The organism is Burkholderia semiarida (genome assembly GCF_029268935.1).
Lineage (GTDB): Bacteria > Pseudomonadota > Gammaproteobacteria > Burkholderiales > Burkholderiaceae > Burkholderia > Burkholderia semiarida.
This window is the reverse complement of sequence record NZ_JAHLCL010000007.1, coordinates 1,831,494-1,844,341: the sequence shown is the minus strand read 5'-3', so window position 1 is coordinate 1,844,341 and position 12,848 is coordinate 1,831,494. Positions and strand designations below refer to the sequence as shown.

Below are 12,848 nucleotides of genomic sequence, written 5' to 3'. Positions count from 1 at the left end.
CAATGAAGACGATTGCTGAAATCGTGAAGCTAGGCCCGGTCATTCCGGTGCTCGCATTCGACTCGGTCGAGCAGGGCGAAAACGTGTCGCGTGCATTGCACGCGGGTGGCGTGAAGGTGCTCGAGATCACGCTGCGCACGCCGGCCGGCCTGGAGGCGATCCAGCGCGCAAGTCAGCTCGCGGACGACATCGTCGTCGGCGTCGGCACGATCACGAAGCCCGAGCACTGCGCGCAGGCGAAGCGCGCGGGCGCCACGTTCGGCGTGTCGCCGGGCCTGACGAAGGACCTGCACCTCGCGTCGCTCGACGCGGGCCTGCCGCTGCTGCCGGGCGTGATGACGCCGAGCGACATCATCCAGGCGCTCGAATTCGGCTACGACATCGTGAAGTTCTTCCCCGCGCAGCAGGCGGGCGGCGTGCCGATGCTGCAGGCGTTCCACGGCCCGTTCCCGGCGTTGAAGTTCTGCCCGACGGGCGGCATCACGGTCGACACCGCGCCGAACTTCCTGAAACTGCCGAACGTCGTGTGCGTCGGCGGCTCGTGGCTCACGCCGAAGGCCGCACTCGCCGCGCAGGACTGGGCCGAAGTCACGCGCCTCGCGCAAGCGGCGAGCCAGTTGCCGCGCTAATACTTGTATCAAACGACGATTCAGCCCTCGGAAAACAAGCGTTAGTGCTTGTTTTACCGAGGGTTTTTGCTGATGGAACCGGTTCTATCCGCGGATCGCAAAGATAAGTAAAATTCAGCGTCCTGACGGGGGGGTACCCCCGTGTTTCGGAGACCTGCATAGCCGGGCATACTCGCAACGCGCCCGGTTCGAACAATTCTAGGAGGAGTGCCACATGGCGGCCGTCCAAGGCAGCATGCTGCTCGTATTCACGCTGATCGCGATTGCCGCGCTGATCCTGATGATCGCGCGCTACAAGATCTACCCGTTCCTGGTGCTGATCATCGTTTCGCTCGGCCTCGGCCTCGTCGTCGGCATGCCGATGGACAAGATCGTCAAGTCGTTCGAGACGGGCACCGGCGGCACGCTCGGCCACATCGCGATCGTCGTCGGCCTCGGCACGATGCTCGGCAAGATGATGGCCGAATCGGGCGGCGCCGAACGGATCGCGACCACGCTGATCGACTGGTTCGGTGAAAAGAACATCCACTGGGCGATGATGTTCGTCGCGATCATCGTCGGCCTGCCGGTGTTCTTCGAAGTCGGCTTCGTGCTGCTGATCCCGATCGCGTTCAACGTCGCGAAGCGCACCGGCAAGTCGCTGCTCGTCGTCGGCCTGCCGATGGTGGCCGGCCTGTCGGTCGTGCACGGGCTGATCCCGCCGCACCCGGCCGCGCTGCTGGCCGTCCAGCAATACGGCGCCGATATCGGCAAGACGATCGCGTTCGGCCTGATCGTCGGCGTGCCGACCGCGATCATCGCCGGTCCGCTGTTCGCGCTGGTGATCTCGAAGTTCGTGAAGCTGCCGGAAAACAACCCGCTCGCCGCGCAATTCGTCGATTCGCGCGCGGATGGCGGCAAGCGCGAACTGCCGAGCTTCGGCATCACGCTGTTCACGATCCTGCTGCCCGTCGTGCTGATGCTCGTCGGCAGCTGGGCCGACCTGGTGTTCACGCCGAAGTCGCTGCCGAACAACCTGCTGCGCTTTGCGGGCAACTCGGACGTCGCGCTGCTGATCGCCGTGCTCGTGAGCTTCTGGACCTTCGGCGCGAAGCAGGGCTTCAACCGCGACCAGATCCAGAAATTCTGCGGCGAGTGCCTGGCGCCGATCGCCGGCATCACGCTGATCGTCGGCGCGGGCGGCGGCTTCGGCGGCGTCCTGCGCGACAGCGGGATCTCGCAGCAGATCGTCGAGACCGCGAAGCACGCGCACCTGTCCCCGCTGCTGCTCGGCTGGTTCGTCGCGGCGCTGATGCGTCTGGCCACGGGCTCGGCGACGGTCGCGATGACGACGGCCTGCGGCATCGTCGCGCCGATCGCGGCGGCGTCGGGCGCGGCGGTTCGTCCGGAACTGCTCGTGCTCGCGACGGGCTCGGGCTCGCTGATCTTCTCGCACGTGAACGACGGCGGCTTCTGGCTGATCAAGGAATATTTCGGGATGACGGTCGGGCAGACGTTCAAGACCTGGTCGCTGCTTGAAACCATCATCTCGGTGCTCGGTCTGAGCTTTACGCTGCTGCTGAGCCTGGTTCTGTAACAAGGGGTAGTCAATGATTCTGATCGCAATGGGCGTGTCGGGCGCGGGCAAGTCGCGAATCGGCGAAATGCTGGCGGAACGCCTGTCGTGCAGCTATACCGACGGCGACGCGTTTCACAGCGCGGCGAACAAGGAAAAGATGCACCACGGCATTCCGCTGACCGATGAAGACCGCTGGCCGTGGCTGCGCACGATTCGCGCGGCCATCGAGGAAAAGCAGCACGCCGGCGAGACGGCCGTGTTCACGTGCTCGTCGCTGAAACGGTCGTACCGCGACGTGCTGCGCGGCACCGACACCGACGTGCGGTTCGTGTATCTGAAGGGTTCGTTCGAGGTGTTGCAAGAGCGCCTGAAGAGCCGCACCGGCCATTTCTTCGATCCGTCGCTGCTGAAGAGCCAGCTCGATACGCTCGAGGAGCCGGGCCCGGATGAAGCGATCGAGGTCAGCATCGAGCTGACGCCCGAACAGATCGTCGATCAGGTCATGCTGAAGATCGGCCTCGCGCATCAGCACTGAGCGCGGTTCGCGGCCATCGTCATGGAAAGGCGCCTTCATTCGGGCGCCTTTTTCGTTGGCGGCGCGTATGCCGATGTCAGGCCGCGCGCGCGCGTTGCGCGATGCCGTCGAGCAGCACGTCGAGCATCGTGTCGTGCACGACGGCCGGATCGAGCTGCGCATAGAGCGGGGCGGCCGACTTGACAAGCGGATGCGCGGTGTCGGACAGCGCGTGCATTTCCGCGAGCTCGACGTCGTTCGCGGCGCGCGTGAGGCCACCCGCTTCGGCGGCGGCGAGGCCGATCACGGCCGCGTACCAGCCGACGCATACCGACGGCAGCGCCGCGCGCGGGATGCCGGCGTCAGTCAGCGCGCGATGCACGGCCTCGATGTGCGCGAGATCGGCCGGCCCCGTGCTCATGTGCCGCTGCAGCAGCGCGAAGGCGGCCGGGTAGCGCAGCGCGAGCGCGCGGTACTGGCGCGCGAGGTCGCGCAGCCGTTCGCGCCACGGCTGCGACGGATCGACCGGCACGAGCGAGCGCGACAGCGCATTCGCGATCGCGCGGCTCAGGCCGTCCTTCGACTTGAAGTGATACAGCACGCTCATCGGGTCGCAGCCGACCGATTGCGCGAGCTTGCGCACGCTGAACGCGGCCTCGCCGACGTCTTCGAGCAGCGCGAGCGCGGCCGCGACGATCGCGTCCTTGTCGAGGCCGCGCGGCCCCTGGGTGGGTGTGTCTTTCATCGAGGCAGGCTGGCAGGCGCGGCATCGCGCCGGCTGTAAACTTGACGAAAGCTTATTCTACACTGTAGAATTATTTCTGCGGTGTAGAAATTGGGTGTCCCGGCACCTCTCAATACGTGCTTTCGCACAGTCCGGGATTCAGGCAGACGCGAGCGTGTCTGCCGTCAACACGGGCCATCGCGCCCTTATCTCGTTGACACCCAAGTGGAACCGGCTGCCCCACCCGCGAAGCCCCGAAGCAACGGGGCGCTTCGACAGGCGGCCAAGACCATGCAAGTGCAATCATGACTTCCAATCACAAGCCCCTGATCCAGGGCGAATCGCGTTTCGAGCAAACGCAACTGAATATCGAGAAAGACAACTGGAACTGGTGCGATCCGGCCCGCTACGACGGCGAGCGCCCGGCGAACTGGTACGAGGCGTCGCTGTCGCGCCATGAAAACAGCGCGCCGCTCGCGCAAGACGCCGTCTGCGACGTGCTCGTGATCGGCGCGGGGCTGCTCGGCGCATCGGCCGCGCTGCATCTCGCGGAAGCGGGCGTCGACACGATCCTCGTCGACAAGCATCACGTCGGCTCGGCCGCGTCGGGCCGCAACGGCGGCCAATTGACGCCCGGCCTCGCGCGCTGGGAAGCGGCCGACATGATCGAGAACCTGTCGCACGACGATGCGAAGCGGCTGTGGCGCTTCGCATCGGCCGAGTCGATGGACCTGATCGACGGGATCGGCGCGCGTTACGCGCTCGATCTCGACCGCAAGCGCGGCCACGTCACCGCGGCGGTTCACCCCGGCCACATGAGCGCGCTGCTCGACGGCGCCGATGCGCGCCGCCATCTGGGCGATGCGGGCGTGACGCTCGTCGGCCGCCATCAGCTGCACGACGAATACGTGCGCTCGGGGCTGTATCACGGCGCGGCGATCGACGCGATCGGCGGGCAGATCCATCCGCTCGCGCTCGTGCGCGGCCTCGTGCACGGCTTCCGGCTGAACGGCGGCGCGCTGTTCGAGGGCACCGAGGTGCTGGAGCTCGACGAGACGCCCGCGGGCGTCGTCGCGACGACGCCGGGCGGCACGATCACCGCGCGCCGCGGCGTCGTGCTCGCGCTGCACAACACGACGTTCCGCCTGCTCGACGACGGCGCGGCGACCACGGTGCCGTTCTTCACGTACGTGAGCGTGACGGCGCCGCTCGACGTCGACGTCGCGACGCTGATGCCGGCAGGCATGCCGGTGTACGACACGCAGTTCCAGATCGACTACTACCGGCCGGTGCGCGGCAATCGCCTGCTGTTCGGCGGGCAGGGCACCGGCAGCTGCTGGGCGCAGTCGGACGTGAACGCGTACTTGCTGACGCGGCTGAACACGGTGTTTCCGCAGCACGACGGCCGCTTCGCGCTCGACTACTGCTGGAGCGGCGTCAGCGACTTCACGCTGAACGGCGCCACCGACAGCCGCAAGACCGACGGCCGCGTGCCGATGTACATGGTGCAAGGCTGGAGCGGGCACGGCGTCGCGCAGACGGTGCGGATCGGCAAGGCGATCTGCGACGATTTCGTCGGCCGCAACGACGATTTCTCGATGCTCACGGGCATCGACCATCGCGCGATTCCGCTCGGCCGGCAGCTGTCGCCGATCGCGATCCCGGCCGCGAAGGCGGCGATGAGCGTGATGAGCGCGCTGAACCCGGGGCGGATGATTTCGTTCTGACCGGCTGCGGCAGGCAACAAAAAGCCCGATGCGAATCGCTTCGCATCGGGCTTTTTTTCGTCCGGTGACGCGGCGCTTACGCGATCCGCTTCGCGAGTTCGACGGCCTTGCCGATGTACGACGCCGGCGTCATCGCCAGCAGGCGATCCTTCGCATCCTGCGGGATCGCGAGCGTGCCGACGAATTCCTGCAGCGCTTCGCGCGTGATGCCCTTGCCGCGCGTCAGTTCCTTCAGTTGCTCGTACGGGTTCTCGATGCCGTAGCGGCGCATCACCGTCTGCACCGGCTCGGCAAGCACTTCCCAGCAGTTGTCGAGATCTTCGTTCAGGCGCTGCGGGTTCACTTCGAGCTTGTCGAGGCCGCGGATCAGCGAGTCGTACGCGAGCAGCGAGTAGCCGAGCGCGACGCCCATGTTGCGCAGCACCGTCGAGTCGGTCAGGTCGCGCTGCCAGCGCGACACCGGCAGCTTGTCGGCGAGGTGGCGCAGCGTCGCGTTCGCGAGGCCGAGGTTGCCTTCCGAGTTCTCGAAGTCGATCGGGTTGACCTTGTGCGGCATCGTCGACGAGCCGATCTCGCCGGCCTTCGTCTTCTGCTTGAAGTAGCCGACCGAGATGTAGCCCCACACGTCGCGGTCGAGGTCGAGCAGGATCGTGTTCGCGCGTGCGACCGCGTCGAACAGCTCGGCCATGTAGTCGTGCGGCTCGATCTGGATCGTGTACGGGTTGAACGTGAGCTTCAGGCGGTTTTCGATCACGTCGCGCGAGAACGCTTCCCAGTCGAATTCCGGATACGCGGACAGGTGCGCGTTGAAGTTGCCGACCGCGCCGTTCATCTTGCCGAGGATCTCGATCTTCTCGATGCGCGCGATCGCGCGGGCGAGGCGCGCGGCGACGTTCGCGAGTTCCTTGCCGAGCGTCGTCGGGCTGGCCGGCTGGCCGTGCGTGCGCGACAGCATCGGCTGGTCGGCATGCGCGTGCGCGAGCGCGACGAGGCGCTGGTGGACCGTGCGCAGCGCCGGCAGGATCACGTGTTCGCGCGCGCCGGCGAGCATCATCCCGTGCGACGTGTTGTTGATGTCCTCGGACGTGCACGCGAAGTGGATGAACTCGCTCGCCTTCTCGAGTTCGGCCTGGCCCTTCACCGATTCCTTCAGCCAGTATTCGACGGCCTTCACGTCGTGGTTCGTCACGCGCTCGATTTCCTTGATGCGCGCGGCGTCGTGCGCGGTGAAGCGCTCGGCGAGCTGCAGCAGGAATTGCTCGGAGGCTTCCGAGAAGCGCGGGACTTCCGCGAAGCCGGCGCGCGACAGCGCGATCAGCCAGTGCACCTCGACGGTGACGCGGTGGCGCATGAAGGCGGCTTCGGAGAGCCAGTCGCGCAGCGCCTCGGTCTTGCTGGCGTAGCGGCCGTCGATGGGCGAGAGCGCGGTGAGGGCGAAAAGCGTATCGGGACGAGTGTCGGACATGATCGGGGAGGGCCTTTTGGGGCCGGGGCGAACGAGGGGAGGAGAATCCGGCATTTTACCATTGGCGCGCGTCGCTCCCGACCGAATCGGTCCGGTCGCGGGCGCCACGGTCGAGCGATGCTCGGCGGCGCGCGAATGGCGTGCCGGCGCGCGCCTGCCCAGGCGCGCCGGGCCGCGCGCCAAGCCGCCGGCCGGGCCCGCCCGCCGGTAGAATGCAGGCTTCTTCCCGACCGCCGCCCGCCGCGCCCGCCTGCATGGAACTGAAATGGCTCGAAGACTTCGTCTCGCTCGCGGAAACGCGCAGCTTTAGCCGGTCCGCCGAGCTGCGGCACGTGTCGCAGCCGGCGTTTTCGCGGCGCATCCAGGCGCTCGAGGCGTGGCTCGCGACCGAGCTGATCGATCGTTCGGTGTATCCGACGCGGCTCACGCAGGCCGGGCAGATCTTCTACGAGCAGGCGCTGACGATGCTGTCGCAGGCGCACGAGGCAAGGACGCTGCTGCGCGGCCACGTCGGCGCGCCGGTGCCGACGATCGAGTTCGCGGTGCCGCACACGTTGTCGCTCACGTATTTCCCGCGCTGGCTCGAGCGGATCGAGGCGAAGATGGGCCAGGTCCACACGCGGCTGCGCGCGCTGAACGTGCACGACGCGGTGCTGTCGCTCGTCGAGGGCGGCTGCGACCTCGTGATGGGCTACCACCACCCGAGTCACCCGGTCGCGCTCGACCCGGCCCGCTACGACATGCTGGTCCTCGGCAGCGAGCCGATCAGCCCGTTTTCCGCGCCCGGCCGCGCGGGCCGGCCGCGCCATACGCTGCCGGGCGCGGCCGACGCGCGCGTGCCGTACCTGTCGTATACGCCGAACGCGTATCTCGGCCGGATGACCGAAGTCATCATCGCGAACGCGCCCACCCGGCTGTTTCTCGATCGCGTGTACGAAACCGACATGGCCGAAGGGCTGAAGGCGATGGCGCTCGCCGGCCACGGCGTCGCGTTCCTGCCGCACAGCGCGGCCGACGATGCGGTCGCGGGCGGCCGGCTGATCCGCCTCGACCGGTCGGCGCGCGGCGGCGCGCATCCGTTCACGCTGACGATGGAGATCCGGCTGTACTGCGACAAGCTCGCGCTGCAGGGCGACGATCCGCGGCAGAAGCTCGTGCGTGCGCTGTGGGACGTCGTGCGCGACGAACTGCGCGAGACTGCCGGCGACACCGCCGGTTGACCGACGATTAACCGCCGACGGTTAATCCGGCCGGCCGCCCGGCGGCCCGGCTGACGGCGGCCTTGCGGCGCCTGTCGGACGGCCGTCCGCAGCCCCGCCCGTGCCTGGCCGATCCGGTTTTCCCCGAACGCGATGCCCGGCCGATCGCCGGCGTTCTTGCGCAGATCGACCGCGGATTTGCGGAAAATCGCGATCATGCAAGAAACGCATAATCGAATAAACAAACGGCATTGGATAAAAAAAACGGCTTTTTCGACAATGGGCGCAATCCGTTGAACGTTGGAGCTTCCATGTCTTCGCAACAGCAGTCCATCCCGTCCTACCTGCACGCCGACGATCTCGGCCCGTGGGGCAACTACCTTCAGCAGGTCGATCGCGTCGCGCCGTACCTCGGTTCGCTGTCGCGCTGGCTCGAAACGCTGAAGCGTCCGAAGCGCATCCTGGTCGTCGACTGCCCCATCGAGCTCGACAACGGCACCGTCGCGCACTTCGAGGGCTATCGCGTGCAGCACAACGTGTCGCGCGGCCCGGGCAAGGGCGGCGTGCGCTACCACCAGGACGTGACGCTGTCGGAAGTGATGGCGCTGTCGGCATGGATGTCGGTGAAGAACGCGGCCGTGAACGTGCCGTACGGCGGCGCGAAGGGCGGTATCCGCGTCGACCCGCGCAAGCTGTCGCGCGGTGAGCTCGAGCGCGTGACGCGCCGCTACACCAGCGAAATCGGCATCATCATCGGCCCGAACACCGACATTCCGGCGCCGGACGTCAACACCAACGAACAGGTGATGGCGTGGATGATGGACACGTACTCGATGAACCAGGGCCAGACGTCGACCGGCGTCGTGACCGGCAAGCCGATCGCGCTTGGCGGTTCGCTCGGCCGCAAGGAAGCGACGGGCCGCGGTGTGTTCGTCGTCGGCTCGGAAGCGGCGAAGAAGAAGGGCCTCGAGATCGAAGGCGCGCGCATCGCGGTGCAGGGCTTCGGCAACGTCGGCGGCATCGCGGCGAAGCTGTTCCAGGAAGCGGGCGCGAAGGTGATCGCGGTGCAGGATCACACGGGCACGATCTACCAGCCGGCCGGCCTCGATTCGAACAAGCTGCTCGACCACGTCGCCCGCACGGGCGGTGTCGCGGGCTTCGAAGGCGCGGAGCCGATGCCGAACGACGAGTTCTGGACGGTCGAGACCGACATCCTGATCCCGGCGGCGCTGGAAAACCAGATCACCGAGAAGAACGCGGCGAAGATCCGCACGAAGATCATCGTCGAAGGCGCGAACGGCCCGACGACGACGGCGGCCGACGACATCCTGAGCGCGAACGGCGTGCTCGTGATCCCCGACGTGATCGCGAATGCGGGCGGCGTGACGGTGTCGTACTTCGAGTGGGTGCAGGATTTCTCGAGCTTCTTCTGGACGGAAGACGAGATCAACCACCGCCTCGAGCGCGTGATGCGCGAAGCGTTCGCCGGCGTGTGGGCGGTCGCGGAAGAGCACAAGGTGACGGTGCGTACGGCGGCGTTCATCGTCGCGTGCAAGCGCATCCTGATGGCGCGCGAAATGCGCGGCCTCTACCCCTGATCGGGCGTCCCTGACCGGGCGTCCCTAACCGGGCGTCCCTGATCAACGACCATGATCGATTCATGATGCAATCCACCCGATTGCGGAAATGAACCCTCGCGGGCGATGCCGAATCCGGCATCGCCCGCGCGCGCATTCGGGGCGCCCGAAGCCGGGAGGACGGCTTCTCGCAGGGCGATTCGTAGTGCGGTTAACAACCAGTACTTTCAAAAATATTACTTTGATACACTGGCGCGGGTTTTAGCCAAGGAGATGACCAAAATGAAATACCACAAGGCAGTCCTGATGGTCGCGGCGCTTTGCGCGTTCGCAAGCGGCGCGCATGCTCAGGAGACGGGCACGCTGAAGAAGATCAAGGACACCGGCGTGATCGCGCTGGGCCACCGCGAATCGTCGATTCCGTTCTCCTATTACGATCAGAACCAGCAGGTGGTCGGCTATTCGCGCGAATTCCAGATGAAGATCGTGGACGCGGTGAAGAAGAAGCTGAACCTGCCGAACCTGCAGGTGAAGAACATCCCCGTCACGTCGCAGAACCGCATTCCGCTCGTGCAGAACGGCACGGTCGACATCGAGTGCGGCTCGACGACCAACAACCTCGAGCGCCAGCAGCAGGCCGCATTCTCCGACACGATCTTCGTGATCGGCACGCGCCTGATGACGAAGAAGGATTCGGGCGTCAAGGATTTCGCCGACCTGAAGGGCAAGACGGTCGTGACGACGGCCGGCACGACGTCGGAGCGCCTGCTGCGCAAGATGAACAACGACAAGCAGCTCGGCATGAACATCATCAGCGCGAAGGATCACGGCGATTCGTTCAACACGCTGGAATCGGGCCGCGCGATCGCGTTCATGATGGATGACGCGCTGCTCGCGGGCGAGCGCGCGAAGGCGAAGCAGCCGGGCGAGTGGGTGATCGTCGGCACGCCGCAATCGGAAGAGGCTTACGGCTGCATGATGCGCAAGGGCGACGCCGACTTCAAGAAGGTCGTCGACGACGCGATCTCGCAAGTCGAGAAGTCGGGCGAAGCCGCGAAGATCTACGCGAAGTGGTTCGAGAACCCGATCCCGCCGAAGGGGCTGAACCTGAACTTCCCGCTGTCCGATTCGATGAAGAAGCTGTACGCGAACCCGAACGACAAGGCGCTCGACTGACCACGCGGCCGTTGACGCAGAAATGACGCTACTGAAACGGAAGAGGCCATGCTTCTTCCGTTTCTTTTTGCTGGAGTCTTGCCCATGTCTTACCACTGGAACTGGGGCATCTTTCTGAGCCCCGTGTCGACCGGCGAGCCGACGACCTATTTCGGCTGGCTGCTGTCCGGCTTCTGGGTGACGATCGAGGTGTCGCTCGTCGCCTGGGTCATCGCGCTGATCGTCGGATCGCTGTTCGGCGTGCTGCGCACCGTGCCGAACCAATGGCTCGCCGCGATCGGCACCGTGTACGTGTCGATCTTCCGGAACATCCCGCTGATCGTGCAGTTCTTCGTCTGGTATCTCGTGATACCCGAGTTGCTGCCCGCGTCGATCGGCACGTGGATCAAGCAGTTGCCGCCCGGCACGCAGTTCTTTACCGCGTCGATCGTCTGTCTCGGCCTGTTTACGGGTGCCCGCGTATGCGAACAGGTGCGCTCGGGCATCAACGCGCTGCCGAAGGGCCAGCGCGCGGCCGGCCTCGCGATGGGCTTCACGCAATGGCAGACGTATCGCTACGTGCTGCTGCCCGTGGCGTACCGGATCATCGTGCCGCCGCTCACGTCGGAATTCCTGAACATCTTCAAGAACTCCGCCGTCGCGTCGACGATCGGCCTGCTCGATCTGTCCGCGCAGGCGCGCCAGCTCGTCGACTACACCGCGCAGACCTACGAGTCGTTCATCGCGGTCACGCTCGCGTACGTGCTGATCAACCTCGTCGTGATGGCGTTCATGCGCTGGATCGAAGGCCGTACGCGGCTGCCCGGCTATATCGGAGGCAAGTGATGCATCAGTTCGACTGGAGTAGTATTCCCGGCGCGCTGCCGACGCTGTGGTCGGGCGCGATCGTCACGTTCAAGATCACGCTGATCGCGATCGTGGTCGGGATCGTCTGGGGCACGCTGCTGGCGCTGCTGCGGCTGTCCGGCGTGAAGCCGCTCGCGTGGTTCGCGAAAGCGTACGTGACGGTGTTCCGCTCGATCCCGCTCGTGATGGTGCTGCTGTGGTTCTTCCTGATCGTGCCGCAGGTGCTGCAGGGCGTGCTCGGGCTGTCGCCGACGATCGACATCCGCCTCGCGTCGGCGATGGTCGCGTTCTCGTTGTTCGAAGCCGCGTATTATTCCGAGATCATCCGCGCCGGCATCCAGGCGGTGCCGCGCGGGCAGGTGAATGCCGCGTTCGCGCTCGGCATGAACTACGCGCAGGCGATGCGCCTCGTGATCCTGCCGCAGGCGTTCCGCGCGATGGTGCCGCTGCTGCTCACGCAGGCGATCGTCCTGTTCCAGGATACGTCGCTCGTGTACGTGATCAGTCTCGCGGACTTCTTCCGCACGGCCGCCAACATCGGCGATCGCGACGGCACGACCGTCGAGATGGTCCTGTTCGCCGGCGCATGCTATTTCGTGATTTGCTCGTTGGCGTCTGCTCTCGTCAAGGGTCTCCAGAAAAAGGTCACAAGATGATTTCCATCAAGAACGTTTCGAAGTGGTACGGCCAGTTTCAGGTCCTTACCGAATGCACGACCGAGGTCAAGAAAGGCGAAGTGGTCGTCGTGTGCGGCCCGTCGGGCTCCGGCAAGTCGACGCTGATCAAGACCGTGAACGGCCTGGAGCCGTTCCAGCAGGGCGAGATCCTCGTGAACGGCCAGTCGGTCGGCGACAAGAAGACGAACCTGTCGAAGCTGCGCTCGAAGGTCGGGATGGTGTTCCAGCATTTCGAGCTGTTCCCGCATCTGTCGATCACCGAGAACCTGACGCTCGCGCAGATCAAGGTGCTCGGCCGCGGCAAGGACGAAGCGGCGGAGAAGGGCATGAAGCTGCTCGATCGCGTCGGCCTGAAGGCGCATGCGCACAAGTTTCCGGGCCAGTTGTCGGGCGGCCAGCAGCAGCGTGTCGCGATCGCGCGCGCGCTGTCGATGGACCCGATCGCGATGCTGTTCGACGAGCCGACGTCCGCGCTCGATCCGGAAATGATCAACGAAGTGCTCGACGTGATGGTCGAACTCGCGCAGGAAGGGATGACGATGATGGTCGTCACGCACGAGATGGGCTTCGCGAAGAAGGTCGCGCATCGCGTGATCTTCATGGACAAGGGCGCGATCGTCGAGGACGACCGCAAGGACGATTTCTTCTCGAATCCGAAATCGGAACGCGCGAAGGACTTCCTCGCGAAGATCCTGCACTGAGCGTTCGCGCGTTTTCGCGCGCACCCATGCGAAAACCGCCCGGCACGTAGCCGGG

At 65.7% G+C, this 12,848-nt stretch carries 12 protein-coding genes; 10 read left to right on the top strand and 2 right to left on the bottom strand.

All coding sequences use genetic code 11. The annotated features are described in order from the left end of the window. The first annotated feature begins 2 nt into the window (after positions 1-2). The 3 genes from eda to KPB06_RS21535 all read left to right on the top strand — a co-directional run bounded on the left by eda (position 3) and on the right by KPB06_RS21535 (position 2,722). Positions 3-629, top strand: a complete 627-nt coding sequence (gene eda, locus KPB06_RS21545; protein ID WP_059581053.1) for a bifunctional 4-hydroxy-2-oxoglutarate aldolase/2-dehydro-3-deoxy-phosphogluconate aldolase — start codon at positions 3-5, stop codon at positions 627-629. A 214-nt stretch (positions 630-843) separates the two neighbouring features. After that, positions 844-2,205 (top strand): GntP family permease, encoded by a 1,362-nt coding sequence (locus KPB06_RS21540; protein WP_059581055.1) that lies wholly within the window; start codon positions 844-846, stop codon positions 2,203-2,205. Between the two features lie 13 nt (positions 2,206-2,218). Further along, the gene (locus KPB06_RS21535) at positions 2,219-2,722 is read left to right on the top strand and encodes a gluconokinase (protein WP_050013821.1); all 504 of its coding nucleotides are present in this window, start codon (positions 2,219-2,221) and stop codon (positions 2,720-2,722) included. Positions 2,723-2,798: 76 nt separating this feature from the next. On the opposite strand, the gene KPB06_RS21530 is transcribed toward KPB06_RS21535, so the two are convergent. Continuing rightward, on the bottom strand, positions 2,799-3,446 hold the full coding sequence (locus KPB06_RS21530) for a TetR/AcrR family transcriptional regulator (protein WP_059581060.1): 648 nt from the start codon (positions 3,444-3,446) through the stop codon (positions 2,799-2,801). A 284-nt stretch (positions 3,447-3,730) separates the two neighbouring features. Between KPB06_RS21530 and KPB06_RS21525 the strand changes: the two genes are divergently transcribed. Further along, a complete protein-coding gene (locus tag KPB06_RS21525; RefSeq protein ID WP_060965572.1) occupies positions 3,731-5,152 on the top strand; it encodes an NAD(P)/FAD-dependent oxidoreductase in 1,422 nt (473 codons plus the stop codon). A gap of 76 nt (positions 5,153-5,228) precedes the next feature. Here KPB06_RS21525 and purB read toward each other — a convergent pair whose 3' ends face one another. Further along, complete coding sequence (gene purB / locus KPB06_RS21520) at positions 5,229-6,617, bottom strand: adenylosuccinate lyase (protein WP_089464535.1); 1,389 nt, start codon at positions 6,615-6,617, stop codon at positions 5,229-5,231. Between the two features lie 254 nt (positions 6,618-6,871). On the opposite strand from purB, the gene KPB06_RS21515 reads away from it, so the two are divergent. The 6 genes from KPB06_RS21515 to KPB06_RS21490 all read left to right on the top strand — a co-directional run bounded on the left by KPB06_RS21515 (position 6,872) and on the right by KPB06_RS21490 (position 12,793). After that, on the top strand, positions 6,872-7,837 hold the full coding sequence (locus KPB06_RS21515; protein WP_059581067.1) for a LysR substrate-binding domain-containing protein: 966 nt from the start codon (positions 6,872-6,874) through the stop codon (positions 7,835-7,837). Between the two features lie 290 nt (positions 7,838-8,127). Then, positions 8,128-9,414 (top strand): Glu/Leu/Phe/Val family dehydrogenase, encoded by a 1,287-nt coding sequence (locus tag KPB06_RS21510; RefSeq protein WP_059581070.1) that lies wholly within the window; start codon positions 8,128-8,130, stop codon positions 9,412-9,414. A gap of 261 nt (positions 9,415-9,675) precedes the next feature. Next, on the top strand, positions 9,676-10,569 hold the full coding sequence (locus KPB06_RS21505; protein WP_275906301.1) for a glutamate/aspartate ABC transporter substrate-binding protein: 894 nt from the start codon (positions 9,676-9,678) through the stop codon (positions 10,567-10,569). Between the two features lie 84 nt (positions 10,570-10,653). Next, positions 10,654-11,394: an amino acid ABC transporter permease gene (locus tag KPB06_RS21500; RefSeq protein WP_275906300.1), complete on the top strand. Its 741-nt coding sequence runs from the start codon at positions 10,654-10,656 to the stop codon at positions 11,392-11,394. Further along, positions 11,394-12,071 (top strand): glutamate/aspartate ABC transporter permease GltK, encoded by a 678-nt coding sequence (gltK, locus tag KPB06_RS21495; RefSeq protein ID WP_059581074.1) that lies wholly within the window; start codon positions 11,394-11,396, stop codon positions 12,069-12,071. The genes KPB06_RS21500 and gltK overlap by 1 nt, the downstream gene beginning before the upstream one ends. Further along, on the top strand, positions 12,068-12,793 hold the full coding sequence (locus KPB06_RS21490; protein WP_059581077.1) for an amino acid ABC transporter ATP-binding protein: 726 nt from the start codon (positions 12,068-12,070) through the stop codon (positions 12,791-12,793). The genes gltK and KPB06_RS21490 overlap by 4 nt, the downstream gene beginning before the upstream one ends. The last annotated feature ends 55 nt before the right edge of the window (positions 12,794-12,848 follow it).